At 66.9% G+C, this 23,670-nt stretch carries 23 protein-coding genes and 1 pseudogene; 9 read left to right on the forward strand and 15 right to left on the reverse strand.

Features of this window, described 5'->3' with window-relative positions; all coding sequences use genetic code 11:
* Window positions 1-108: 108 nt before the first annotated feature.
* Window positions 109-1,908: a gamma-glutamyltransferase family protein gene (locus QNJ30_02355; protein ID MDJ0942274.1), complete on the reverse strand. Its 1,800-nt coding sequence runs from the start codon at window positions 1,906-1,908 to the stop codon at window positions 109-111.
* A 124-nt stretch (window positions 1,909-2,032) separates the two neighbouring features.
* Between QNJ30_02355 and QNJ30_02360 the strand changes: the two genes are divergently transcribed.
* The 3 genes from QNJ30_02360 to QNJ30_02370 all read left to right on the forward strand — a co-directional run bounded on the left by QNJ30_02360 (window position 2,033) and on the right by QNJ30_02370 (window position 5,225).
* The gene (locus QNJ30_02360; protein MDJ0942275.1) at window positions 2,033-3,058 is read left to right on the forward strand and encodes a DUF1611 domain-containing protein; all 1,026 of its coding nucleotides are present in this window, start codon (window positions 2,033-2,035) and stop codon (window positions 3,056-3,058) included.
* Window positions 3,059-3,152: 94 nt separating this feature from the next.
* Window positions 3,153-4,133 (forward strand): L-Ala-D/L-Glu epimerase, encoded by a 981-nt coding sequence (gene ycjG / locus QNJ30_02365; protein MDJ0942276.1) that lies wholly within the window; start codon window positions 3,153-3,155, stop codon window positions 4,131-4,133.
* Between the two features lie 129 nt (window positions 4,134-4,262).
* Window positions 4,263-5,225, forward strand: a complete 963-nt coding sequence (locus tag QNJ30_02370) for a calcium/sodium antiporter (protein MDJ0942277.1) — start codon at window positions 4,263-4,265, stop codon at window positions 5,223-5,225.
* Here the strand turns inward: QNJ30_02370 and QNJ30_02375 are convergent.
* From QNJ30_02375 to QNJ30_02415, 9 genes are all read right to left on the reverse strand, one after another.
* Window positions 5,222-5,914, reverse strand: a complete 693-nt coding sequence (locus QNJ30_02375; GenBank protein MDJ0942278.1) for a class I SAM-dependent methyltransferase — start codon at window positions 5,912-5,914, stop codon at window positions 5,222-5,224. The two genes, QNJ30_02370 and QNJ30_02375, sit on opposite strands and share 4 nt — an antisense overlap.
* A gap of 176 nt (window positions 5,915-6,090) precedes the next feature.
* Window positions 6,091-7,035 (reverse strand): tetratricopeptide repeat protein, encoded by a 945-nt coding sequence (locus QNJ30_02380; protein MDJ0942279.1) that lies wholly within the window; start codon window positions 7,033-7,035, stop codon window positions 6,091-6,093.
* Entirely contained in the window at window positions 7,013-7,537 is a 525-nt protein-coding gene (locus QNJ30_02385; protein MDJ0942280.1) for a hypothetical protein, read from the reverse strand. Before QNJ30_02385 ends, QNJ30_02380 begins: the two co-directional genes overlap by 23 nt.
* Window positions 7,538-7,605: 68 nt before the next feature.
* Window positions 7,606-8,538 carry a tetratricopeptide repeat protein gene (locus QNJ30_02390; GenBank protein MDJ0942281.1) on the reverse strand — a complete coding sequence of 311 codons (933 nt, stop codon included), beginning with the start codon at window positions 8,536-8,538 and terminating at the stop codon, window positions 7,606-7,608.
* A gap of 40 nt (window positions 8,539-8,578) precedes the next feature.
* Window positions 8,579-9,919, reverse strand: coding sequence for an AAA family ATPase (locus tag QNJ30_02395; GenBank protein MDJ0942282.1), 1,341 nt, complete (start codon window positions 9,917-9,919; stop codon window positions 8,579-8,581).
* Between the two features lie 112 nt (window positions 9,920-10,031).
* Complete coding sequence (speE, locus tag QNJ30_02400; protein ID MDJ0942283.1) at window positions 10,032-10,934, reverse strand: polyamine aminopropyltransferase; 903 nt, start codon at window positions 10,932-10,934, stop codon at window positions 10,032-10,034.
* Window positions 10,931-11,419: an adenosylmethionine decarboxylase gene (speD, locus tag QNJ30_02405; GenBank protein MDJ0942284.1), complete on the reverse strand. Its 489-nt coding sequence runs from the start codon at window positions 11,417-11,419 to the stop codon at window positions 10,931-10,933. The genes speE and speD overlap by 4 nt, the downstream gene beginning before the upstream one ends.
* 216 nt (window positions 11,420-11,635) lie before the next feature.
* Complete coding sequence (locus QNJ30_02410; protein ID MDJ0942285.1) at window positions 11,636-12,043, reverse strand: Rap1a/Tai family immunity protein; 408 nt, start codon at window positions 12,041-12,043, stop codon at window positions 11,636-11,638.
* A gap of 16 nt (window positions 12,044-12,059) precedes the next feature.
* Window positions 12,060-12,713: a hypothetical protein gene (locus QNJ30_02415; GenBank protein ID MDJ0942286.1), complete on the reverse strand. Its 654-nt coding sequence runs from the start codon at window positions 12,711-12,713 to the stop codon at window positions 12,060-12,062.
* A 127-nt stretch (window positions 12,714-12,840) separates the two neighbouring features.
* Here QNJ30_02415 and QNJ30_02420 point away from each other — a divergent pair, with 127 nt between their 5' ends.
* Together QNJ30_02420 and QNJ30_02425 are read left to right on the forward strand one after the other, a co-directional pair.
* Window positions 12,841-13,992, forward strand: a complete 1,152-nt coding sequence (locus QNJ30_02420) for an acyl-CoA dehydrogenase family protein (GenBank protein MDJ0942287.1) — start codon at window positions 12,841-12,843, stop codon at window positions 13,990-13,992.
* A 297-nt stretch (window positions 13,993-14,289) separates the two neighbouring features.
* Window positions 14,290-16,464: a hypothetical protein gene (locus QNJ30_02425; protein ID MDJ0942288.1), complete on the forward strand. Its 2,175-nt coding sequence runs from the start codon at window positions 14,290-14,292 to the stop codon at window positions 16,462-16,464.
* A 320-nt stretch (window positions 16,465-16,784) separates the two neighbouring features.
* On the opposite strand, the pseudogene QNJ30_02430 reads toward QNJ30_02425, so the two are convergent.
* Window positions 16,785-17,072: pseudogene (locus tag QNJ30_02430) on the reverse strand (IS110 family transposase).
* Between the two features lie 154 nt (window positions 17,073-17,226).
* Between QNJ30_02430 and QNJ30_02435 the strand changes: the two are divergent.
* The 3 genes from QNJ30_02435 to QNJ30_02445 are packed head-to-tail and all read left to right on the forward strand — an operon-like array spanning window position 17,227 to window position 19,501.
* Entirely contained in the window at window positions 17,227-17,532 is a 306-nt protein-coding gene (locus QNJ30_02435) for a VOC family protein (GenBank protein MDJ0942289.1), read from the forward strand.
* A complete protein-coding gene (locus QNJ30_02440) occupies window positions 17,529-18,656 on the forward strand; it encodes a CaiB/BaiF CoA-transferase family protein (GenBank protein ID MDJ0942290.1) in 1,128 nt (375 codons plus the stop codon). Before QNJ30_02435 ends, QNJ30_02440 begins: the two co-directional genes overlap by 4 nt.
* Complete coding sequence (locus tag QNJ30_02445; GenBank protein MDJ0942291.1) at window positions 18,653-19,501, forward strand: acyl-CoA dehydrogenase; 849 nt, start codon at window positions 18,653-18,655, stop codon at window positions 19,499-19,501. Before QNJ30_02440 ends, QNJ30_02445 begins: the two co-directional genes overlap by 4 nt.
* A gap of 13 nt (window positions 19,502-19,514) precedes the next feature.
* Here QNJ30_02445 and QNJ30_02450 read toward each other — a convergent pair whose 3' ends face one another.
* Window positions 19,515-20,693, reverse strand: coding sequence for an aminotransferase class V-fold PLP-dependent enzyme (locus QNJ30_02450; protein ID MDJ0942292.1), 1,179 nt, complete (start codon window positions 20,691-20,693; stop codon window positions 19,515-19,517).
* 125 nt (window positions 20,694-20,818) lie between these two features.
* On the opposite strand from QNJ30_02450, the gene QNJ30_02455 reads away from it, so the two are divergent.
* Entirely contained in the window at window positions 20,819-21,208 is a 390-nt protein-coding gene (locus tag QNJ30_02455; GenBank protein ID MDJ0942293.1) for an ankyrin repeat domain-containing protein, read from the forward strand.
* Here QNJ30_02455 and QNJ30_02460 read toward each other — a convergent pair.
* The 3 genes from QNJ30_02460 to QNJ30_02470 form a co-directional block, all read right to left on the reverse strand.
* Window positions 21,205-21,927 carry a lytic transglycosylase domain-containing protein gene (locus QNJ30_02460; protein ID MDJ0942294.1) on the reverse strand — a complete coding sequence of 241 codons (723 nt, stop codon included), beginning with the start codon at window positions 21,925-21,927 and terminating at the stop codon, window positions 21,205-21,207. The two genes, QNJ30_02455 and QNJ30_02460, sit on opposite strands and share 4 nt — an antisense overlap.
* Window positions 21,928-22,031: 104 nt before the next feature.
* Window positions 22,032-22,574, reverse strand: coding sequence for a GNAT family N-acetyltransferase (locus QNJ30_02465; protein MDJ0942295.1), 543 nt, complete (start codon window positions 22,572-22,574; stop codon window positions 22,032-22,034).
* A gap of 119 nt (window positions 22,575-22,693) precedes the next feature.
* Window positions 22,694-23,596 carry an N-formylglutamate amidohydrolase gene (locus QNJ30_02470; protein ID MDJ0942296.1) on the reverse strand — a complete coding sequence of 301 codons (903 nt, stop codon included), beginning with the start codon at window positions 23,594-23,596 and terminating at the stop codon, window positions 22,694-22,696.
* Window positions 23,597-23,670 lie beyond the last annotated feature (74 nt).

Below are 23,670 nucleotides of genomic sequence, written 5' to 3' on the forward strand. Positions count from 1 at the left end.
ACGCCTTGGGAACCGTCGCAGATCAGCCCGCCGCCCCCAGCAACAGGGTTAACGGGCGGTTCCGGCATCGGAGCCGCAGGCCCTCGGGGGCCTCGTGACAATCGAGGCTTAGCGGCCGGCCGCGTAGCCCTGCATGAAGCGGGGGTTCGCCGCGGCGCGCAGAAGGCCGTCGTCGCCGCGCTGGGCGGCGGAAAGCCGGCCCAGGGACCAGTCGCTGTCGATCGTGACCTTGTGGCCGCGCCGCTTTAGCTCGGCGACCGTCCCATCAGGCATGCGGCCCTCCACCTTCAGCGAGCCCAGATCCGCCGAGCGTGGCCAGAAGGACCCGGGGAAGTGGTCGGTCTGGAACATCGGTGCGTCGATGGTCTCCTGCAGGTTGAGACCGTGATGCAAGTGGCGCAGCAGGAAGGTCAGGCTCCACTGGTCCTGGTAGTCGCCGCCCGGTGTGCCATGGACCATCCAGGGCTCGCCGTCCTTCAGGGTCATGTTGACCGAGAGGGTTGTGCGCGGCCGCTTGCCGGGGGCCAGGGCCGAGGGGTTGTCTTCGTCGAGCCAGAACATCTGGGCCCGGCTGTTTAGGCAGAAGCCGAGCTCGGGGATCACCGGCGAGGCGTGCAACCAGCCGCCGGAGGGGGTGGCGCCGACCATGTTGCCGTCGCGGTCGATGATGTCGATGTGGCAGGTGTCGCCGCCGACCTGGGCGGGGGTCTCGGCGGTCTGCACGGTCGGCTCGCCGCCGCCCAGCGCGGTGAAGCCACTCTCGAGCTGCCGCCTGGAGCTCGCCTCCAGGTCGATGGGGCCGCCGTAGCCGGGAACCTCGCCCGGCCGCAGCTCCAGCGACGCCTGCGCGCCGACCAGGGCACGGCGCCGGTCGTTGTAGGCCTCGGACAGCAGGGTCTCGACCGGAACCTCGACGAAGTTGGGATCGCCGTAAAAGGCCTCGCGGTCGGCAAAGGCCAGCTTGGCGCATTCCGTGACGGTGTGGACGAAGTCGGGCCCGGTAGGGTCCATGGCGGCCAGATCGAAGCCCTTCAGCAGGGCGAGCTGCTGCAGGAGCACCGGGCCCTGGCTCCAGGGTCCGCCCTTGCAGACGGTCGCGCCGTGGTAGTCCAGGGTCAAGGGCGCCTCGACCGTCGATTCCCAGTTCGCCATGTCCTCAGCCGTCAGGACGCCGCGATGGCGCTGACCCGAAGTGTCCATGACCTCCTGGGTCCGGCAGTAGGTCTCGATCGCCTCGGCGACGAAGCCGCGATACCAGGCGCTGCGGGCCGCCTCGATCTGGGACTCGCGGTCGCCGCCCGCGGCCTCGGCTTCTTCGAGGATCCGCTTGTAGGTCCCGGCAAGCATGACGTTCGTAAAGCGCGTGCCCGGCGCCGGGACCTCGCCGCCGGTCAGGTAGAGCGCGGCCGAACTCTGCCATTCCTCGCGGAACAGCGCCTCGACCCGGCCGATCGTCTCGCAGATCATCGGCACCAATGGGTAGCCGCCCTCGGCGTAGCCGATGGCGTAGTCCAGGACCTCGCGCGGCCGCATCGTCCCATAGTCGCGCAGCAGCCGCATCCAGGCGTCGAAGGCGCCCGGCACCACCGTGGCCAGCAGGCCCGTGCCGGGCACCAGGTCGAGGCCCTCGGCCCTGTAGTGCGCGATGGTCGCGCCCGCCGGCGCGACGCCCTGGCCGCAGATGACCTCCGGCCGGCCCCGCCTGCGGTCGTAGAGGATGATCGGCACCTCGCCGCCCGGCCCGTTGAGATGCGGCTCCACGACCTGGAGCACGAAGCCTGCGGCCACCGCCGCGTCGAAGGCGTTGCCGCCCTTTTCGAGAACCGCCATACCGCTCGCGGACGCAAGCCAGTGGGTGGACGCGACGACCCCGAAGGTGCCGCGGATTTCGGGTCGGGTTGTAAACATGATGGCGAGGACTATAACGATGGCCGTCGGCGCGGTGCAACGCACGAGGCTGCAGGACAGGTCTGCACCTATCGGCTAACATGACCGCCGCCCGGCATAGGGATGTCAAAGGGGGGACAAGCGCATGGCGATCGAGCATCCCTATCTGCTGTTCATCGGCGATGCCCCGGACCAGCTTGCGGCCAAGACCGCCCAGGGCGTCCTGCAGTGGCGGCCCGACTGGTGCCTGGGGCAGTTGCGCCTGCCGGGCTGCCAGGCCGATCTCGGCCTGCCCGACCTCAGCCTCGAGGAGGCGGCGGCCCAGGGTGCCAAGACCCTGGTGGTCGGCGTCGCCAACCGCGGCGGGGTGATCTCGGACGGCTGGACCGACGTGCTGGAAAGGGCCATCGAGCGCGGCTTCGATCTGGCCGCCGGCCTGCACGGTCGCCTGGTCGACGTGCCGCGGCTGCGCGGCGCCGCCGAGGCCCATTCCAGGAGCCTCTACGACGTGCGCCATCCCAGCCGCGGCTTCGACGTGGGCGACGGCAAGCGGCGCAGCGGCAAACGGCTGCTGACCGTCGGTACCGATTGCTCGGTCGGCAAGATGTATACCTCGCTCGCGCTCGAACGGGAGATGCAGAGCCGCGGCATGAAGGCCCACTTCCGGGCGACCGGCCAGACCGGCATTCTGATCGCCGGCGAGGGTGTCTCGGTCGATGCCGTGGTGGCAGACTTCATCTCCGGCGCGGTCGAATGGCTGAGCCCGGCCAACGATGACGACCATTGGGACCTGATCGAGGGCCAGGGATCGCTGTTCCATGCCTCCTTTGCCGGCGTGTCGCTGGGCCTGCTGCACGGTGCCCAGGCCGATGCGCTTGTTCTCTGCCACGAGCCGACCCGGCCGCATATGCGCGGCCTGCCCGACTATGCCCTGCCGCCGCTGCAAGACTGCATCCGGCGCAACGAGGAAGCCGCGCGCCTGACCAACCCGGCGGCGGCCTGCATCGGCGTGGCGGTCAACACCTCGGCTCTGGATCCGGAGGCGGCCCGCCGGCTCCTTGAGGAGACCGCGCAATACCTGGGCCTGCCCACCGTCGATCCGGTCCGCGACGGCGTGGCACCGATCGTCGACCGGATCCAAGGCGAGTTGCCGGAACCACGCCTCGGCTAGAGGGGACGGCCGGGGGCTGGCAAGGGCAGGAGGTTTGATTGGCGGCGACTCTCGACGGGGTTCCTGGCTTCTCGGCGCCACGGGGGCGGACGGCATGCCCAGCTTGACCGTCCGGGCGGAAACCTGGCCGCTCGCCAGCACCTTCACCATCTCGCACGGCAGCCGGACCGAGGCCAGGGTCGTGGTGGTCGAGCTGTCAGAGGGCGGCGTTCTCGGCCGCGGCGAAGGCGTGCCGGTGCCGCGCTACGGTCTGGACGCGGACGCGGTCGTCACCCAGATCGAAGCCCAGCGCTCGGCGCTCGAGAGCGGCCTCTCCCGGGAGGAGCTGCAGGAGCGGCTGGCGCCCGGGCCGGCACGCTGCGCGCTCGACTGCGCCTTCTGGGACCTGGAAGCGAAAAGAAACGCGCGCCCGGCGTGGGACCTGGCGGGCCTGGACGCGCCCTTGCCCGTCGTCACCGCCCTGACCCTGTCGATCGATACGCCGGAGCGCATGGGCCAGGCGGCGGCCGCGGCCGCGGGCTATCCGCTGCTCAAGGTCAAGCTCGACGGCGATGCGGTGCTGGAGCGGGTCTCGGCTGTGCGCGCGGCAGCGCCCGAGGCCCGTCTCGTGGTGGACGCCAACGAAGCCTGGACGCCCGAGTTGCTGCCCGAAATCCTGGCCGGACTGGCCGAGCTGGGAGTCGAGATGATCGAGCAACCCCTGCCGGCCGATGCCGACCGGGCCCTGGCCAAGCTGCATCGCAGCGTGCCGATCTGCGCCGACGAGTCCTGCCACGACAGCGCCTCCATCGAAGGCCTTGAGGAATGCTACGACATGGTCAACATCAAACTGGACAAGACCGGCGGCCTGACGGAGGCCCTGAAGCTCAAGGCGGCGGCCGAGGCACGCGGCCTCGGAATCATGGTCGGCTGCATGGTCGGGACCTCGCTGTCGATGGCGCCGGCGGCCCTGGTCGCCCAAGGCGCGGCGGTGGTCGACCTGGACGGGCCGCTCTGGCTGGCGCAGGATCGCGGCGAAGGGTTGGTGATCGAGAACGGCCTTGTCCATCCGCCCACCGCGGCCTTGTGGGGCTGACATGGCTCGACACTTGATCTTCTCCCAGGCATACCAGGCGTCTTGCGGTTGCGCCTTTCCGCGCGGCCGGCGATCTCTTTGATTCTTCTACCTTGTAAGCCCACAATTTCGAGGCCAGGTTAAACGCCCATGGACTATTTGCTGGTCGCCGCAGGAGTCCTGTTCCTGTTCCTGGGGGGTGAGGCCCTGCTGCGGGGCGCCGTGAGCCTGGCGCGGCACCTCCGCGTCTCGCCCATGATCATCGGACTCACCGTGGTCGGCTTCGGCACCGGCGCGCCTGAACTGGTGGTTTCGCTGGAGGCGGCCCTGACCGGCCAGCCCGCGATTGCCGTCGGCAACGTCATCGGCTCCAACATCGCGAACATTTTCCTGATCCTGGGCCTCTCGGCGATGATCCGCAGCCTGCCGGTCCCGCGGGAAGCGCTCTGGCGCGACGGCATGGTGATGCTGGGCGCCTCGGTCCTGGTGGTCGGCTTCGCCATGCTCGGCACCATGGAGCGCTGGCAGGGCATCCTGCTCTTTGCCGGGCTGATCCTGTTCTGGGGCTACATCTACCGTTCGGAACGGAAGAACCGCAGCGACGAGCTGGCCGCCGCCAGCGCCGAGCTCGACGAGGATCCGGTGGGCGTGCCCCGGCGGGTCGGGATCGCGTCGCTGCTCTCCCTGGTCGGCTTGGTGGCGCTGGCCTTCGGCTCCAACGTCTTCCTCGAGGGCGCGGTCGGCCTGGCCCGCACCTACGGCGTCTCGGAGGCGGTGATCGGCCTCTCCCTGGTCGCCATCGGCACCTCGCTGCCCGAGGTCGCCGCGGCAACCGTGGCGGCTGCGCGAGGGCGCGGCGACGTGGCCCTCGGCAACGTCATCGGCTCCAACATCATCAACGTGCTGGGCATCCTCGGCCTCGCGGCGATCACCACCCCGCTGCCGCTGGACGCGGTCACGCCCTGCGACCTTGCGGTCTTCGTGGGCGGCGCGGTGCTGGCCCTGATCTTCTTCTTCACCGGCCGCCGCATCGCCCGTCGCGAGGGCGCCTTCTTCCTCTGCGGCTACGGCGCCTACATGTGGGCGCTCTTCGCCTACCCCTGTCCCTTCTAGAGGCGTCGCGAAAGGGTGAGGCGGAAGGGCTGGTCGATGAAGGCGGCATCGTCGCGCCGGACCGCCGCCGCGAGGAAACCCGCTCGGAGGCTCTCCTCGGCGGCCTCGAAGACCGCACGGCGCTTCGAATCCATCCTCAGGAACTGTGCCTTGAAGGCCTCGAAGTCGCGGTACTTCGCCGCCGCGACGTAGAGGGTCTCGCGCAGGCCGTCGAAGACCGGCGGCGCGATGGAGCGCTGGAGGGCTGCATAAGCGGCGGCGCGGACCGCGCTCTCGTCCTCGACCGGCTTCATTAGCTCGAACAGCGGCCCCTCGGCGAGGGGCTCGGCGACGTAGAGAACGCCGCCGGGGCGCAGGACGCGGCCGGCCTCGGACAGGGCCCGGTCCATCCGTTCCGGGGCGACGTGATGGAGGCTGTTGGAGAATACCACCGCGTCGAAGCTCCGCTCTGCAAAGGGCAGCTCCTCGCCGCGCCCGAGCAGGTAGCTTTCGCCGCCCACCCTTGCGACCGCCTCGGCGCGGCGCAGCTGGGCTTCGGAGCTTTCCAGGCCGACGACCTCGGCACCCTCGCGGGTCAGGAAGCGGACCAGCCCGCCGTCGCCGCAGCCGACGTCGAGGATCCGTCCGCCGGGCAACGGCAGCTCGACGCGCAGCATCTCGCTGTGCTTGTGGCGCGGCAGTGCGGTCATGTCGACCAGACTATGCCCAGTCCCGCGGCGGCGCGGCAAGCGCGCCGCGCCGCTAGCGCACTTCCCGATCAGACGCATTCGCGTCTGGCCGGGAGTAGTGCGCTAACACGTTGAAATGAGGGCATTACATCCGGCCAGATGGATCGCAAAGCGATTCCATCTGATCGGATAATGCCCTAGTACTCGGGCTTGAGGTCGGTGGCCTTCAGCTCCCGCTCGACCGCCCGCTTGATCAGGGCGGGCGCTGCCCAGGTCAGGATGCAGAACCCGAGCCAGAGCAGAAAGACGATCCAGACCGAGGCGCCGACCTGGCCCTGCCGGTAGGCGATGTTCATGGCCTGCAGCGAAACGTAGGCGGCGACCAGGATCATGACCTGGATGTTCTGCGAGCGGCGCTGCATCCAGGCCGCATAGGGCCACCAGAGCCGCAGCAGCGGCTGGCGTCGCGAGCGGATCCGGACCAGCAGGTCGACCGCACCTTCGTCCCGAGGGTCGCGCGACAGGGCCAGGGCACCCAAGTGCCGCGCCTGCTCGACATCGCCCTCGATGAGCAGCACGTCGCCGAGCAGGACGCAGGCGTCGATGTCCTCGGCGTCGAGGCCGAGGGCCTGCTCGGCGAGCTGCCGGGCGCTCTCGATCTCGTGGCGTTCCAGATGGATTGCGCCCTTGAACACCAGGGCCTCGACCCACTCGGGATCCAGCTCAAGCGCCCGGTCGACCCATGCCAGGGCCCCGGCGCTGTCCCGGCGCATGAGCAAGGCCCGCGCGAGACCCAGGGTGTTGCGCAGGTCCTCGGGGTCGATCTCCAAGGCCCTGCGAAAGCACCGCTCGGCGACCTGGGTATCCTGCTTGGCGAGGGCGACGATGCCGAGGGCGAAATGGCCGAGGCCGAGCTCCGGCGAGAGCCCGAGGGCGAGCCGGGCCTCGTGCTCGGCGGCGGCCAGACGCTTCTGTTCGTGCAGGCAGAGCGAAAGGAAAGCATGCGCCCCGGCGTGGTCCGGATCCTCGGACAGGGCCTGGCGCAGGCTTTCGACCGCGCCCTCGAGATCGCCGTGGCCGAGCTGACGCTGGGCCCTTTCGATCAGAACCCGCCCGGGGTCAAGAAAGGAAGAAACGCTCACCGAAAAGGGCTCCCAGGATGGGGGACAGCGTGTGGGCCGAGACGCCGACGACCGTGCTCACAACGATCACGAGGATCATCAGCAGGGCGCCCTTGCCGAGCCGGCCGCCGAAGTACCGGTAGAGCTCGAGGCTGCGCTCCTGGTCGATGTGGAGCAGGTAGCCGATCGTCACCTTCCAGCCGACCAGCAGGAGGCCGAGGTAGGGGAAGACTGCCGTCGGGATCGACGGCCGCAGGGACAGAAGCGCCAGCGCGCAGGCCAGGGATCCCAGGATCCCGATCGCGCCGATGGCGAGACCGCGCCGGCGGGTGGCGGAACCCAGGGCGCGGGCGTTGTAGAGGAACCACAGGACCCCCGGCAGGATCCCGGTCAGGACCAGGGTCAGCAGCGGCCAGAAGGGATTGACCGCGATCCAGCGTCCGCGGCCGAGGGCGGGCTCGTCAATAATGCGGTAGCCGTTGCCGCCCTCGGGGACGGCGAGTCCGGATCGTCTGAAAGGCATGCTTAGTCTCGGCTGCTGGCTGTGGTCATCTCGGACGGACTACGAATGACGAAAGCGGACACAAATCATCAGAACGACGAGCTCAAGCGGATCTTCCGTTTCTCCCATTCGATCATCATGCTCAAGGCCATGTGGCCGAAGGCGAAGTAGAGGCCGAGCGGGAAGAAGATCGCCGCCAGGCCGTACTTCCAGGTCAGCAGGCCGAGGCCTTCGAAGAGCCAGTCGAGGCTGGCGTAGATCATCAGCAGCGACAGCACGACGATGACCCTGAAGGCCGGTCCGAGGCGTTTCAACGCCTGTTCGCCCCGCCACCACAGGGCGAAGAGCGGGTTGCGCCTGGCCCGAATCAGGGCCATGAGCTCCAGGGCGCCGTCGTGGTCCGGGCTCTGGGTCAGCGCCAGGACGGCATGGTCCAGGGCCGCCTCGGTGTCGCCGCGGCGGCAGAGCACCTCGCCCATGACCAGGCAGGCGCTCAGGTGCTGCGGATTGACCTTGAGGGCCCGCATTGCGGTCTCCCAGGCCCGGTCGAGGTCGTTGCGCTCCAGAGCGATGTCGGCGGCCAGAGCCAGGGAATCCAGGTGCTGCGGATCGATCGCGAGGGCCTGGTCCAGCCACTGCAGGGCCCGCTTGGGCTTCATCCGCGCCTTCCAGAGCAGGGCCATGCCGAAGTAGCCCTCAGGGTCGCCGGCGTCCAGGTCGATGGCGGCGCGGAAGGCGCGCTCGGCGTTGCTCCAGTCGGTGCGCGCCATGGCCACCAGGCCGTCGATCCATTGGTGGAAGCTCTGCTCGGCGTCGAGCGTCAGCGCCGTGGCGATCGCGCGGCTGGCATCGTCGATCCGTTCCTGGTTCAGGCGGCAGAGGGCGAGCAGGGCGAAGGCGCGGGCGTTCTCGGGATCGCGGCCCAGGACCCGCTTCAAGCTCTCGACGGCGGCCGGGTAGCTGCCCTGGTGGAACTGGATCAGCGCCAGGTCGAGGTCTTGGTCGTTGCGCCGCCAGGACAAGGGTCAGGCCCCCCTGGACCGCAGGTCCGAGGACGGCGGCTCACATCTTGCCATGCTTGCGCAGGAACTCGAGGACGGCGTTGTACTGGCCGCCGTCGTTGGCATAGCGGGCGTAGTTGCGCGCCGTGGTCAGCCATTCCAGGGTGGTCGCCGCCGAGTCCTGCAAGGCCTCCTTCAGGAACTCGGCCTGGATCGGCACCTCGTGGCCGCTGTCGATCGAGCGCTCGATGGCGATGTCGCTCGCGGTCTCAACGATGTTCTTGAGGTCGGCGCCGGAATAGCCGCTGGTCGCCTTGGCGACGACCTCCAGGTCGACGCCGGGGACGACCGGCCGGTCTTGCAGCTCCAAGCCCAGGATCGCGGCCCGGGCCTCCCGGTCCGGCGGCGGCACGAAAAAGGTCCGGTCGAAGCGGCCGGGCCGGCGGAACGCCGGGTCCAGGGCCCAGGGCACGTTGGTCGCGCCCAGGACCAGGACGCCCTGGTTGTCCTGGTTGAAGCCGTCCATCTCGGACAGGAACTGGCTGACCACCTTGGCCGAGGTGCCCTCGTGGCTGTACTGGCGCTTGGCGCCGACCGCCTCGATCTCGTCGAAGAACAGCACCGCGGGCGCCTGCTGGCGCGCGGTGTCGAAGATGGCGTGCAGCTTGCGCTCCGACTCCCCGATGTACATGTCGAGGATGTCCGAGATCATGACGTTGAAGAACTTGGCGTTGCACTCGCCCGCCGTGGCCCGGGCGAGCAGCGTCTTGCCGCAGCCCGGCGGGCCGTAGAGCAGGATGCCGCCGCCGATGCGCTTGCGGAACTTCTGGAACAGCGAGGGTTTGAGGTAGGGGAGGATGATCTTGCGCCGGATTTCCTCCTTGACCCTGTCCAGGCCGTGGACGTTGGCGAAGGTGACATGCTCCTGCTCCGGCATCAGGGCCTTGTGCAGGTCCTCGGCCATGGTGTCGTCGTTGGAGATGACCCGCAGCTTCGGCCGGTCGTCCGCAACGGCCGGCTTGAAGGCCTTGAGCTGCGCGGCGAGATCGGGGTCCTCAAGCGCCGGGTTCTCTTGGACCGCCGATTGGTAATCGGCCTGGCCCTCATCCTCCCGGCCGAGCTCCAGGAGCGCCCGGGCCCGTTCCAGCCGCGCCTCGGCGCTGTCGTCGGTCAGGAAGGCCAGGGCCGTCTCAGGCAGGTCGGCGGCGATGCTGGCCCGCCCGGCCAGGAGCCGGTCCTCGGCCCGGTCCAGATCCTCGGGCCCGAGGGGCGCGAGCAGACTGTTGAGCTCCTCGCTGCGATCGGCATCGAGGTGAAGGCGAATCACCGAGAGGCGCAGGGCGATGTTGTCGGGGCTGGCGGCGAGCGCCGCGGTGAGGGAGTGAATCAGCTGAGCGTCCATTGCGGTCGCACCACCCGTTTCGATTGCGAGCTAAGGCCGATGAAGTGCCGCTAAATTGCAGTACTCGGCCGCAGTCTGCAAATCAAGATCGCAATCGGGGCGCAGGGACCCCTCAGCCGCCGCCGGGGACCCGCGGCTTTGCGCCGGGCCGCGCCTCGATCAGCTCGGCGATACAGCGCGGCAGGGCGAAGGCGCCCTGGTGCACCGCCGGGGTGTAATAGCGGGTCTCGATCCCGGACGCGGCGAAGCGTTGCTCCAAGGTCGCCGTTTCGGCTTTCAGGGCCGCGGCGGCCCGGGCGGCCAGGACGAAGACCATGTCGCCGCCGAAGAAGCTGGGCACGGCGACCCGGTAGCAGGCGGTCGCGGCGAAGCTGCGGCCCAGGGCGGTGAGCGGTCCGGCGAGGGACGCGGGCTCGGTGAAGGGAACCGCGTTCTGGGTGACCAGCAGACCATCCTCGGCCAGAAGCCCGGCGCAGTCGGCATAGAAGCTCTCGGTGAAGAGCACCTCGCCCGGCCCGACCGGATCGGTGGAGTCGATCAGGATCAGGTCGAAGGGCGCCCGCCGGCCCCTCTGCTCGGCGACCCAGGCGAGGCCGTCGGCGATCACCAGCTCCAGGCGCCGGTCCTCGAAGGCCTTGCCGCAGATTGCCTCGAGGTGAGTTCTGGAGAAGTCGATCACCGAGCGGTCGATCTCGACCAGGGTCGCCTCGCGGAGGCTGCCGTGCTTCAGCAGCTCCTCTAAGGCGCCGCCGTCGCCGCCGCCGACGATCAGTGCGCGCTCGACCGCGCCGTGTGCCAGGACCGGCACGTGGACCAGCATCTCGTGATAGAAGAACTCGTCGTTCTCGGTGGTCTGGACGATGCCGTCCAGGGCCAGGACCCGGCCGAAGAGCGGGTTCTCGAAGAGCAGCAGGTCCTGGTGCGGCGTCGTCTCCCGATGCAGCACCCGCTCGATGCGCAGCTGCAGGCGCCAGGCCCCTCCGTCGCGGTCGGCCTCTTCCGACCAGGCGGTCATGCGGTCACGCGGCCGCGCAGGATCTCCTCGACCTCGACCCGCCCGGCATCGAAGGCCCGTCGCAGGACCGGGACCGCCGCCCGGGGGTCCGCGGCGCCGCACATGAAGACGTCGAGCGCGGCGTAGTCGCGCTCGGGCCAGGTGTGGATGCTGATGTGGGATTCCGCCAGGACCGCCACGCCGGACACCCCGCCGTTCGGGGTGAAGTGGTGCAGATGGAGGTGCAGGAGCGTCGCCCCGGAGGCCTCGACGCAGGCGCGCAGGGTGCGGTCGACGTGATCGAGATCGTCAAGGCGCCCGGCGTCCCAGAGATCGACGATCAGGTGCGTGCCGGCGAAGCGCTGACCGTCGCGTTCCTGGAAGTAGTCCTTGCCTTCGGGGGAAGTCCCCGGTCCCTTGTCGTACTGCCTGCCCTGCGGTCGGGGTGTTCTTGGTTCGCGATCCAAGTCCGTCCCCAGTTGAGGGAGGGCTTTGCCTTGCAGCATCGCGCGCTCTCCAACAACCAGTAGATGGCCCAGATATCATCGGGGAACGGCGTTTATGGAGCCTTCGGCCTGGGAATTCAAGAAACGAATTGCCGCAAGCGCGACGCAAGCGGCCGTACCCCCAGAGGTTGCTTTCCTCGATGCCTCCCGCTGGGCCGACGTCCGGCCGATCGGGAGCCCTGTTCTCGGCGCCTTGTGCCGCCGTCACCTTGCGCCCTAGCTGCAGGGAAAAGCTTCGATCAGCGCAGCCCAGGTGATACTGGTCATTTGCTTGTCCCGAACTTCCGGATGCGCGCGCAGGTAGTCGAGGACGAGGTCGCGAACCTGGCCCTTCCGCAGGCCGTTCGGCAGGCAGAAGGCCCTGCTTGCGAGCGCGGACTTCAGGTCCTCCTCCAGCAAGAGCCCGTCGATCAGTTCGCCGGCGCCGGTGACGTATCCCGTGCAGTAGCCCTCGGTCCAGGATTCGGGACCGCTGCAGAGCTCCAGGAAATCTCGCCCGGTCTGGCCGCCGCGGGCGTCGGCGGGGAGCATCGCCAGGCATAAGCCGGCTGCGAGCAGGGCTGCGGGCCAGGCGGCTTTCAGCGGAACTTCTCGTGCTCGAAGGGTGGTTTCCCTTTCGGACATGGCGTCATCCGTCTCCTCAAGGGACCGGTATCGGACGGGGCTGGATGATGTTGTCGAGTTCCTGCAGCGGCCCCAACGGCTTGGTTTCGACTTTCTGTTCCCTGATCTTGGGCGTGCCTTCCCAGATCTTGTATTGGACCACGTCGTCCATCAGGACGATCACCGCGGAAAAGCGCCAGCCGGTGGTCATCGTTTCGCGCCTGAAGCCGAACAAGTCGAGGGCGACATTGCCTTCCCGCGATCGGTCGATGACGCTCGGCGTCACCTCGTAGCCCCAGCAGCGTTCGCGGGCTTCGAGACAGCGGCGCAGGTCTGGGTCCAAGGCCTGCATTTCGATCGACTCCCGCGGCAGGAAACGCTGAATCAGGTCGACGTAGGAGAGGACACGAACATTCGGTGTCTCCAGGGGATCGTAGCCGAGCGCCGTGAGCTCACCCCTTGTGGTCTGGGTCGGGACGACGGCATCGTAGGCGGTCTTGGCGTCCTCGAAGCTCTCCCAGGGGGACTCGGCGGTCTCAACGGTGGTCGGCAGGACGCTGCAGGCGGCTACGGTCGGCAGGGCGAGGATCAGCATCCAGAGGCCGCGGCGGCTCCCGCCCTTGGCCGTCGCCGGCAGGCCAAGGGCCCTTCCCGTAGGGCTTCCGGCGGTCACCGGAAGGCTTTCGACCATGGGCTGACTCAATCCTGACTCCCCGGGGAAAGCCCAAGTGCCGCTGCGCAAGCCGCGGCGCCGAGAAGGCGTGACTTGATGGCGGCGGCGAATGCCTTAGTCTCGGCGCAGAGCGGGGCGAGGGGCCATGATCGAGATCAACGATTTCCGGGACATACGCGACGGCGTGCGGGCGCTCTGCGCGCGCTTTCCCGGCAGCTACTGGCGTGCGCTGGACCGCGAGCGGCGCTATCCCGAGGACTTCGTCCAGGCGCTCACCGACGCCGGTTACCTGGCCTGCCTGATTCCCGAGGCCTACGGCGGCAGCGGCCTGCCGCTCGGCGCGGCGGCGGCGGTGCTGGAGGAGATCCACAAGGCCGGCTGCAACGGCGCGGCCTGCCACGCCCAGATGTACACCATGGGCACGGTCCTGAAGCACGGCAGCGAGGCCCAGAAGCAAGCCTACCTGCCGGAGATCGCCGCTGGCCGACTGCGCCTCCAGGCCTTCGGCGTGACCGAGCCAACCAGCGGCACGGACACCCTCTCCCTGCGCACGACGGCCGTTCGGGACGGCGACGGCTACGTGGTCAACGGCCAGAAGGTCTGGACCAGCCGGGCCGCGCACTCCGACCTCATGCTGCTGCTGGCGCGGACCACGCCGAAGGACAAGGTGACGAAGAAGGGCGAGGGTCTCTCGGTCTTCCTGGTCGATCTGCGCGCGGCCGAGGGTATCGAGATTCGCCCGATCCCGACCATGATCAACCACGCCACGGCCGAGGTTTTTCTTTCCGACGTCCGGGTGCCGGCGGAGTCCCTGATCGGCGAGGAAGGCCGGGGCTTCCGCTATATTCTCGACGGCATGAACGCCGAGCGCATCCTGATCGCCGCCGAGTGCCTGGGCGACGCCCGCTGGTTCGTCGAGACCGCGAGCGCCTATGCCAAGGAGCGCCAGGTCTTCGACCGGCCGATCGGCCAGAACCAGGGCGTGCAGTTCCCGATCGCCCGCGCCTTCGCCCAGACCGAGGCGGCGGAGCTGATGATCCGCAAGGCGGCCGCGCTCTTCGATGCCGGCGAGCCCTGCGGCAAGGAGGCCAACCTGGCCAAGCTGCTGGCCTCCGAGGCTTCCTGGGCGGCCGGCGAGGCCTGCCTGCAGTCCCACGGCGGCTTCGGCTTCGCCGAGGAGTACGACGTCGAGCGCAAGTGGCGCGAGACCCGGCTCTACCAGATCGCCCCGATCTCGACCAACCTGATCCTCTCCTACCTCGCCGAGCATGTCCTCGGCCTGCCGCGGTCGTACTAGTCGCCGTGACCGGCTCAGGGCTACCGAATACGACGCAAGAGAGGCGCGCCGAAAGGGCAGAACACCGCAGCTCGCCGAAAGCTCAGTCAATGCCTGACCTCACCGGTGCGATCCTGGTTTGTAAGCCGGTGGCAGGCCCCGGATGGCGAAGGCGGTATTAACTGCTCGCCAAATCGTCTTTGGTCAGGCAAAATATTCACTAACAGACGTCAATCTACCGGGTGTCGGATGCTGCCGAAACAAGGGTTTTCCGGTCAATCCTTTCAAAATTCGTTATCGGATTGGATCTTACCTATAATGCTTTTTGTCGCATTGTTCCCGCTTACTTTGAGCGGATTTGGTTATCAGATTTATGACAACCATTCGCTTGGCAGCGAAGCCGCCTATGATTACTGGCTGGCCAACGGGTTCCAATGGGGCACCGAAATCATACAAAATATAGGCCCTCTAGGATTCATTCATTTTCCTCTATCTTTCACGGGATTCCTTGACTACGAAAACGCTTTGGCGAATTTTGCCTTGAGCGGAGTTCTTGTCGCTCTCGTCATATATCTGTCTTTGCTTATACCAGATCGAGTCGCGAGGATTGTATTTCTGTCTATTTTTGCCTTGATGCAAATCCTAAAAAGACCGTATGGGTTTCCGATGCCAACAGAAGTTAATCACTATTTGTTGGTCTTATTTACCGCGTACACGCTTTTTTCCTCAAGCCGATACGTCGTCCTCATCCCTCTCGTTGTCTTGCTCGCGGCCATGTCTTTAGGAAAAGGCATGTTTCTTTTTATCGCACCAGTGATCGTTCTATTCTCAGCGTTTCACTATATATTGAGAAAAACGCTGTTTATGGGAATTACCACGTTGGCTACCTATATGCTGAGCGTTCTTGCTTTTTGGGTTATGTGCGACCAGCAGGTTTACAATATCCTGGACTTTGTTCTGGGGAGCTTTGCATTTTCCAGTGGCTATAGTGAAGCGTTGGCAAATCATGGTTCATCTTCAATATTAGCTGGACTCTGTCTTTTTTTGTCAACGCTCTTAATACTCTTAGTAATAGAAAAGAACCTTCACGCAGTAAGGAGTGTAAGCCGAACCGCCGTGGCGTCCGGGCTGATGCTCGGCCTCATAGAGATATATATTTTGTTTGCTGTGTGGAAGCACGCCATTGTTTCTGGTGACCGATACCATGTAGGTGTGCACTTATTCTTTGTTGGTGTTTGTCTTATTCTTTACATGTACATGCATCATAGTGGCTATTACGAGGAGTCTAAGACGCCAAGGGAAACGCCGGCCCAGCGCCGTATGACTTGGTTTACCAACTGTGTGGTGTTGTTGATGGCTCAGTTGCGCGACAGTTTCTACCGCAAAATGATCGGACGGCGCAGCGTGAGATTCTTCGACGGTATGATTCCATTGGCGGCAGCCACAAAAAACCTGTTGGAGAATGTCACTTGCCGAGCAAAGGACATTAGAGACAAGCTGAAGGTGATTTCACTTTCAGATTTTGGCCTCGGCGCTTTAAAGAGATGGGAAATAGTTCTTCTTGTAGTCGTCCTTCTTTTTTCGAAGGAGTTCTGGGGAGGGATACATTTTGTAGTTTTTTTGGAACGAGAAGTGGCAGTCTGGGGTGCCAAGTTGGAAGAAAAAGCTGCCCAAATGCAGATGCCTCGAATGAGAGAAATTGTCGAAAGAGAAAGCGTCGGATACTTTGGGGAGCTGCCCGCGCCGATGATGTACAACGAATTTTCTTATAGAGCATCGCCGTCAACCATTTCCTTTGCCGGTTGGAATCCCTGGCTAATTGAAAAGGATGCTGAATTCTTTCGTGACTCCAGCAAGGCGCCATCTTACCTTGTGTATGAGTTGTATAATGTTGCTGATCGCTCAATCGTAGCGCAATTTTCACCGTTGGATAGTCCAAGGGCGCAGATTGAGATTTTTCGACGGTATGATCCAGTTCGCGACAATCAAGGGAATCCGATCAATGAAATAGGCCGGCTGTTGTTAAAAAGGAGAGAAGCATTGTCAGAGTTAGAGTATGAGAATTTAGGAGAACGAACTTATATAATGGGTGAAAGAATCCAGGTGCCTGAAGAGACGGCGGATCCGATTCAGGCGATTATTCGTTTTCCGCCAAGCCTATTCACTAAATTCATTACCTTTGTATATAAAGCGCCCGGCTATTCTATTCAATATAGGCTCGACAATGGCTTTGTGGGCAATCGGAAGTTTACGCCAACAAAGGCAAGAGAGGGCTTCTTGATAGCGCCCCTCATCCTCGAGAACCGGGATTTGCTTTCCGCACTTTCTGCGTCGGAATGGAATAAGTACGTAGAGAATGACAATAGTTCTCTGCGACGGGTAACTGAGTTTCGGATTACCTGTGACAACAGTTCCATTGCATGTGCAGGAGAGATGGCAGTTCAATTTAGAGAAGTAGACGGGCTTGAATTTGGGCGAGACAGTAGCTACTAGCGGGCAGCTGACGAATTCCTCGCGTTGGTTTGTGCGATGTGGTTCCCACGGCTTTGGAGCTGCGGGGTCGCTTGGCCGCTTGACCCGGCTAAGGTTGCTCTCGATCTGTCGCCTGTTCGACCTTGCCATCGCGCCTCTTCACCCTCGGAGATCTTCCGGGCCCGGCTTGAGCGGCCGCTCAGGCCACCGCCGGCCCGGGCCGGGTGTCCTCCTGGTGCTGCATGACCGCTCTGGCGATGCGCTCCGTCCGCCACAACGGCGAGCTTGCGGGGCTTGGTCTCGAGCAGCGTGACCAGCAGGGCGCGCACCCGGTGCAGACCCGCCGCCGCATCCGCCGCGTCGTTCTTGTTCCGACGCAGGTAGGCCTTGGCGTAAGTCGGCGGAATCAGACGCACAGCTTGGCCAAAAGCACGAAGCTCGCGTCGCCAGCAATGCGACCTCGCACAGGCCTCCATACCGACAAGACACGGCTCAAGTCGGTCGACGTAAGCCAGAACCTGCGAGCGACGCAGACATCGACGAACCATGACCTCGTCAGTTCCCTCCACACCGGGCACCTGAAACACATGCTTCCCAAGATCCAGACCGATGATGCTAACCTTCTTCATGGATGGCTTCCCGACGTTGGAACCTTCGATAACCAACCTTGGCACACTGGTGCCGCAAGGCGGCCATCCACCCCATCAAGTCCGGCCATTCAGCGAGAATTGGGAACCGGTTGTCGAAGAGGACGAACGTGTGTCCTTAGACCTGAAGAGGATCGTGATCTTTGTGAGCGACCTGGACAAGCAGGCGGCCTACTACCGCGACCGCCTCGGCCTAACCGTGCTCGAAGAGCGCGAGGGCTGGGTCGAGTTCGACGCCGGCGGCTGCAGCATTGCCCTGCACCGGGGTAGGCGGAAGCCGCGCTTGGATTTCGTGACCACCGAGCCCCTGGATCAGGTTCGCGACGGCCTGACGATCAGGGGCGCCAAGCTGCAGGAGATCAAGCAGGATGCCCTTTGCCGCTACTGCCGCGGCAGGGATGCAGAGGGCAATCCCTTCCAGATCTCGACGGAGAAGAGATGACCGGCAAGCCCCTCGACGGCCTTCTCGTGGTCACCCTGGAGCAGGCGGTGGCGGCCCCGACCTGCTCGGTCCGGCTAGCCGACGCCGGGGCGCGGGTGATCAAGATCGAGCGGCCGGAGGGCGACTTCGCGCGGGGCTACGACCAGGTTGCCAAAGGCGAGAGCGCCTATTTCGTCTGGCTCAACCGCGGCAAGGAATCCATCGCCCTGGACCTCAAGCGACCCGGCGACCTGGCGCTGGCGCGGCGCATGATCGGCAAGGCCGACGTCTTCATCCAGAACTTGGCACCGGGCGCGGCGGCGCGGCTCGGTCTCGATCCCGAGGCGCTGCGCGCCGCGCATCCGCGGCTCGTCACCTGCTCGATCTCCGGCTACGGCGAGACCGGTCCCTACGCCGAGATGAAGGCCTACGACCTGCTGGTCCAGGCCGAGAGCGGCTTGGCGGCGATCACCGGTCGGCCCGAGGGGCCGGGGCGGGTGGGGGTCTCGGTCTGCGACATCGCCGCCGGCATGTACGCCCACGCGGCGGTGCTGGAGGCCCTGCTGGCTCGCGAGCGCAGCGGCGAGGGCCGAGCCATCGCGGTCTCGCTCTTCGACGCCCTGGCTGACTGGATGACCGTGCCCCTGCTGCACCACGACTACGGCGGCGCGGCGCCGGAGCGGGTCGGCCTCAATCATCCCTCGATCTCGCCCTACGGCGCCTACGCCTCGCGGGAGGGGCGGGAGGTGGTCATCTCGATCCAGAACCAGCGGGAATGGCGGCGGCTCTGCGCAGAGGTCTTGGAAAAGCCGTCGCTGGCCGAGGACCCCCGCTTCCACGACAACACGGCGCGAGTTCGGAACCGGGTGGCCCTGAACAAGGAAATCGATGCTGTTTTCGGCCGGTCGCCCTTCGACGAGCTGATCGGGCGCCTGCGGGCGGCCGGCATCGCCTACGGCGCGATCAACGGGGTGGCCGAGCTGTCGCGGCATCCGCAGTTGCGCCGCATCACGGTCGGGTCCCCAGTTGGCCCGCTCGAGGTGGTGGCGCCCCCGGCCCGGGTGACCGGTCGGGCCGCCGACTTCGGGCCGGTGCCCGCGCTCGACCAGCAGGGCGACGACCTGCGCAAGGAGTTCGCCGAATGACCGAGGCCTTGGAACGCTGGCGGGCCTGGCTCGGCCGCCGGGAGGAGACCCGGGACCTGCTCGACCTCAACCGGGCCCGGGCCCTGCAGGCCACCCTCGACCTCGATGAGCCACCGCTGGAGGCCGGCGATCCCCTGCCGCCGCTCTGGCACTGGCTCTACTTCTGGAGCGTCGCCCCGGCCTCGGCCATCGGCCCCGACGGCCACGCGGCACGCGGCGGCTTCCTGCCCGCGATCGAGCTGCCCCGACGCATGTGGGCGGGCAGCCGGGTCCGCTTCCCGGCGCCCCTGCCGCTGGGCGCCGAGGCGCGGCGCGAGTCCGAGATCATTGCCGTCGACTTCAAAGAGGGCCGCAGCGGTCACTTGGCCTTCGTCACCGTCCGGCACCGGGTTTCGGCCGCCGGCGTTCTGGCCATCGAGGAGGAGCACGACATCGCCTATCGCGCGGCAATACAGCCGGGCGAGGCGCCGCGTCTCGGCACGGCCGCGCCGGCCGATCCGCCCTGGCGGCGCGAAATCCGACCCGACCCGGTCCTGCTGTTCCGCTACTCCGCGTTGACCTTCAACGGCCACCGCATCCACTACGACCAGCCCTACGTGACCGGCGTCGAGAGCTATCCCGGCCTGATCGTCCACGGGCCCCTGCTCGCCACCCTGATGGTCGAACTCGCCCGCCGCTCGGCCGGCCGGAGCGTCGCCAGCTTCCAGTTCCGCGCCCTGCGCCCGATCTTCGACACCGCCCCCTTCACCGTCGCCGGCGCCCCCGAGGACGAGACCGGCGCCAAGGTCTGGGTCGCCGACCCCGAAGGCTTCCTGGCGATGGACGGCCGGGTCGGCTTCGGATAGGCGCGAGAGGCGCTTACCCCTTGATCTCCCGCAGGGCCTGGATCAGGCGGTCGATCTCGTCTTCGCTGTTGTAGTAGTGCACCGAGAGGCGCAGCAGGTCGGGGAGCCGGCGCTTCTCGGCGTCGATGCGGGTCGAGTCCGGGGTCGAGTGGGAGCTGTTGATACTCTGGGCGTGGAGGCGCCGGCGGACTTCGGCGGCCTCGATCCCGGGCAGGGCCGTGGTGACGATGCCGCACTTGCGCTGGCCGAGGTCGTAGACCGGCAGGCCGAGCTCCTCGTCCAGGCGCAGGCGCAGGTGGTGGGCCAGCTTGACCACCCGGTCCTCGATCGCCTCGAGGCCCCAGCCCAGGGCGTAGTCGACCGCGACGCCCAGGCCGATGACCGCGGCGTAGTTGAACTCCCAGTTCTCGAAGCGCCGGGCGTCGGGGCGCAGCTCGTAGCGCTCGCGCGCCACCCAGGCCGCCGAATGCAGGTCGGGCATCGGCGGCTCCAGGCGCTCCATCATCGCCCTGCGGACGTAGAGGAAACCGCTGCCGCGCGGCCCGCGCAGGTACTTGCGGCCGGTCACCGACAGCAGGTCGCAGCCCAGCTCCTCCACGTCGAGCGGCAGCTGGCCGGCCGACTGGCAGGCGTCGAGCAGGAAGGGGATGCCGGCCGCCCTGGCGACCCGGCCGATCTCGGGCGCCGGGTTGACCAGGCCGCCGTTGGTCGGGACGTGGGTGACCGCGATCAGCTTGACCCTGTCGTCGATCATGGTCTCCAGGGCCGCGACCGAAAGCTGGCCGCTCTCGTCGCTGGGCACGACCTCGACCACGACGCCGCGGTCCCTGGCCATCTTCAGGTAGGCGATGTAGTTGGCGGCGTATTCGGCCTCGGCGGTCAGGATGCGGTCGCCCGGCTTGAAGTCGAAGGCGTGGAAGGCCTGGTTCCAGGCGACCGTGGCGTTCTCTACCAGGGCCACCTCCTCCCTGGCACAGTTCATCAGCCTGGCGATGGCCGTGTAGGTGTTCGCCACCTTGTCGGCAGCGGCCGCGGCGGCCTCGTAGCCGCCCATCTCGCCCTCCAGGCGCAGGTGGTCGATCTGGGCGTCCAGGACCACCCGCGGCATCAGCGCCGCGCCGGCGTTGTTGAAGTGGGCGACCTTGGCGCAGCTCGGCGTCTCGGCGCGGGCCCGGGCGATATCGATGGCCATCGGTGTCCTTTCCTCGGCTCGGCGCCGCGGACTCTAGGGATCTCGGGGCGCGAAGCCAAGCCGCCGCGCGCGGGCTTGACCGCCGCCGCCGGCCGTGGCCTTTGATCCGTCGGGAGGGCGAGACCATGTCGGAGCGAGATCAAGAGGTCCTGGCGGCGGCGGCGCGCGGCGACGCGGCGGCCTTGGCGACGGCCCTGGAGGCCGGCGGCGACCCCAAGGTCCGGGACCGCTTCGGCGCCCCGGCCCTGGCCCTGGCGGCGGCCCGGGGCGAGCTCGACTGCGTCGAGCGCCTGCTGGAGGCCGGCGCCGAGGTCGGCAAGACCAGCGACGCCGGCAACTCGGCTCTGATGCTGGCCGCCGCGCGGGGCCACGTTGAGGTCATGCGGCGCCTGCTCGCTGCCGGCGCCGACCCCGAGCAGCGCAACAAGTGGGGCCTCGGCGCCGCCGACTGGGCGCAGTGGCCGACGAACGCCGCGGAGGTCGAGGCGCTGCTGCTGGAAAACCGGGCCGGCTAGGTCTTCGGCGAGGCGGAGGTCTGGGTACGGCGGACCTGCCAGACCCGCTGGCGCTCGGCGCGCCAGGCGCGCAGGACCTTGAAGCGGTAGCTGCCGCTAAACTCCGGCGTGGCGGAGTGGTAGCGGCCGATCGCCCGGGTCCAGGAGCGCAGCCGGCGCTGCAGGTCGCTGAGGAAGCTCGCCGCATAGCTGATGTTCCGGACCGGGTCGAAGGCGGCCTCCAGGTCCTCAAAGGCGTCGGGATGGTGCAGCAGGTTGACCTGCATGCAGCCGACGTCGATGGAGACCACGCCCTCGTCCTGAAGGCGCCTGACCTCGCGGATCGCGGCCTCCTTGCTCGGCAGGTAGCGGCCGCCCCGCTCGGAGGTGACGGTCCAGGGCCAGGGCAGGGTCTCGCCGCTGAGGTCGTGCCAGCGGCCGGACTCGACCTTGGCGATGGCGGTCAGCAGGAAGGGCGGCAGGCCGCGGGTCTTCTCGATCTCGTCAGCGTTCTCGGCGCAGAGCAGCCAGGCCTCGTCGCCCTGGTCCACGGTCACGCCGGCCCGGGCGGTGTCGATGGGAAGCGCGGCCAGGGCAAGGGCGAAGAGGCCGCCAAGGCCGCGCCGCAGGACGCCGCAGCGGCGGCAGTCACGGGCCGTCCCGGCCGTCGGTGCCCTCTGGGCCGAAGCGGACCTCTGGCTCGCAACACCGAGGCCCGCTGGAGTCCTTCCGTCTCGCATGCCGTCCTGGCCCTCCGTTCGGATCTGGGTGAATCCTCCGTGAAGGCGACGAATTTTCCGTTAAGTGGAGATACTGAAAGGCGTACTTTTTTAGGGATTTATGGTTAACGGGTCGGCAGAGTCCCGTCGCCCTCGCCCAAGGGCAGCTGCAGGACCACGCTATCGACCCAGCGGCCGAGCTTGAAGCCGACCGAGGCGATGGTCCCGACCTCGCGGAAGCCCAGCGCCTTGTGGAGCCCAATCGAGGGCAGGTTCGCGCTGTCCCCGATGACCGCGATCATCTGGCGGTAGCCGGCCGCCGTGCAGGCCTCTATCAGGGCCGCCAGCAGCAGCCGGCCGAAGCCCCGGCGCTCGAAGCCGGGCCGGAGGTAGACCGAATCCTCGACCGAGAAGCGGTAGGCCGGCCGGGGCCGGTAGGGCCGGGCGTAGGCGAAGCCGGCGATCCCTTCCAGGGTCTCGACGACCAGGAAGGGCAGGCCCAGGCGCCGGGTCTCGGCGAAGCGGCGGCCGATCTCCTCAAGGTTCGGCGGCTCCTCCTCGAAGGAGGCTAGGCCGTGCAGGACGTGGTAGGCGTAGATCTCCCGGACGCCGGCCAGATCGGCCGAGGTGGCGTCGCGCGGCCCGGCGGGCTCCGGCGCCCGGCTCACCGCCGGAGCCTACAGCACGATGATATGAGATCGAACCGACCTCATATCATCGTGCTCTAAACTGTTGAAGTAGAGCGAAATTCAGATTTGAAGTCCATTCGACTTCAAATCATCCCGCTCTAGCGCCGGGCTGCCGGATCGAGGCGGACGGCCCCCAGGGCGGAGACCACCTGGCGCATGCGCTGGCTCAGGACCGGCAGGTGGCTGCCGCGCTCGATCCGGCGCTCGTTCATGTAGAGGGCGCGGTTGATCTCGATCTGCAGGGCGTGGACCCCGGCCTCGGGCCGGCCGTAGTGGTCGGTCACGTAGCCGCCCGAATAGGGCTTGTTGCGGGTCACCACGTAGCCGAAGTCGCCCAGGACCTGCTCCGCCGCCTCCAGGATCGCCGGCGCGCAGGAGCGGCCGTAGCGGTCGCCGAGGACGAAGTCGACCCGCCGGTTGCCGGGATCGCGGTCCATCGGGCCGCCGATCGAGGGCATGGAATGGCAGTCGATGAGGACGCAGTAGCCGAAGCGGGTCCGGGTCTCCTCGATCAGGTCGCGTAGGGCCTGGTGGTAGGGCCAATAATAGCTGCGCAGCCGGAACAGGGCCTCGGCGAAGGTCAGCTTCTGGCGGTAGATGTTGGCGCCGTTGGCCACGGTCCGGGCGATGGTCCCGAGGCCGGCCGCGACCCGGGGCGAGCGGGTGTTGGCGTAGTCCGGCAGCGGGTCGACGAACATCGCCGGGTCGAGCTCGAAGGCCTCCCGGTTGGCGTCGATATAGGCCCGCGGGAAGAGCGCCCGCAGCAGCGGAGCCCCAAGCTGGGGGGCGCCTGAGAAGATCTCGTCGACGAAGCTGTCCTCGGACATCCTGAGCGCCAGCGGGTCAAGCCTGGAGGCGGCCACGAAGGCGGCCGGATAGTCGGCGCCGCTGTGGGGCGAGGCGAAGACCAGGGGCTTGGACTGGGTCTCCGGGGCCAGGATCTCGTAGGCCGGGCCGAGGCTGTCCGTCCTGGTCCGGGCGAGGGCTGCGTGGGCGTCCATCATTGCCTCTAGAGTTAATCGATAGGAGGCGCCCTGTCACCGGGCTTTCTTGGTTAAATCGGCCTGCAAGGCGC

It is taken from the genome of Kiloniellales bacterium, assembly GCA_030066685.1.
GTDB lineage: Bacteria > Pseudomonadota > Alphaproteobacteria > Kiloniellales > JAKSBE01 > JAKSBE01.

Bases quoted from the DNA above. Each gene is read 5' to 3' on its own strand.
- QNJ30_02460 (MDJ0942294.1), bottom strand. From the start codon at position 21,927: ATGCGAGACGGAAGGACTCCAGCGGGCCTCGGTGTTGCGAGCCAGAGG.
- QNJ30_02425 (MDJ0942288.1), top strand. From the start codon at position 14,290: ATGCTTTTTGTCGCATTGTTCCCGCTTACTTTGAGCGGATTTGGTTAT.
- QNJ30_02450 (MDJ0942292.1), bottom strand. From the start codon at position 20,693: ATGGCCATCGATATCGCCCGGGCCCGCGCCGAGACGCCGAGCTGCGCC.
- QNJ30_02410 (MDJ0942285.1), bottom strand. From the start codon at position 12,043: ATGTCCGAAAGGGAAACCACCCTTCGAGCACGAGAAGTTCCGCTGAAA.
- QNJ30_02420 (MDJ0942287.1), top strand. From the start codon at position 12,841: ATGATCGAGATCAACGATTTCCGGGACATACGCGACGGCGTGCGGGCG.
- QNJ30_02385 (MDJ0942280.1), bottom strand. From the start codon at position 7,537: ATGCCTTTCAGACGATCCGGACTCGCCGTCCCCGAGGGCGGCAACGGC.
- QNJ30_02355 (MDJ0942274.1), bottom strand. From the start codon at position 1,908: ATGTTTACAACCCGACCCGAAATCCGCGGCACCTTCGGGGTCGTCGCG.
- QNJ30_02370 (MDJ0942277.1), top strand. From the start codon at position 4,263: ATGGACTATTTGCTGGTCGCCGCAGGAGTCCTGTTCCTGTTCCTGGGG.
- QNJ30_02415 (MDJ0942286.1), bottom strand. From the start codon at position 12,713: ATGGTCGAAAGCCTTCCGGTGACCGCCGGAAGCCCTACGGGAAGGGCC.
- QNJ30_02440 (MDJ0942290.1), top strand. From the start codon at position 17,529: ATGACCGGCAAGCCCCTCGACGGCCTTCTCGTGGTCACCCTGGAGCAG.
- ycjG (MDJ0942276.1), top strand. From the start codon at position 3,153: ATGCCCAGCTTGACCGTCCGGGCGGAAACCTGGCCGCTCGCCAGCACC.
- QNJ30_02445 (MDJ0942291.1), top strand. From the start codon at position 18,653: ATGACCGAGGCCTTGGAACGCTGGCGGGCCTGGCTCGGCCGCCGGGAG.
- QNJ30_02360 (MDJ0942275.1), top strand. From the start codon at position 2,033: ATGGCGATCGAGCATCCCTATCTGCTGTTCATCGGCGATGCCCCGGAC.
- speE (MDJ0942283.1), bottom strand. From the start codon at position 10,934: ATGACCGCCTGGTCGGAAGAGGCCGACCGCGACGGAGGGGCCTGGCGC.
- QNJ30_02375 (MDJ0942278.1), bottom strand. From the start codon at position 5,914: ATGACCGCACTGCCGCGCCACAAGCACAGCGAGATGCTGCGCGTCGAG.
- speD (MDJ0942284.1), bottom strand. From the start codon at position 11,419: ATGCTGCAAGGCAAAGCCCTCCCTCAACTGGGGACGGACTTGGATCGC.
- QNJ30_02455 (MDJ0942293.1), top strand. From the start codon at position 20,819: ATGTCGGAGCGAGATCAAGAGGTCCTGGCGGCGGCGGCGCGCGGCGAC.
- QNJ30_02470 (MDJ0942296.1), bottom strand. From the start codon at position 23,596: ATGGACGCCCACGCAGCCCTCGCCCGGACCAGGACGGACAGCCTCGGC.
- QNJ30_02395 (MDJ0942282.1), bottom strand. From the start codon at position 9,919: ATGGACGCTCAGCTGATTCACTCCCTCACCGCGGCGCTCGCCGCCAGC.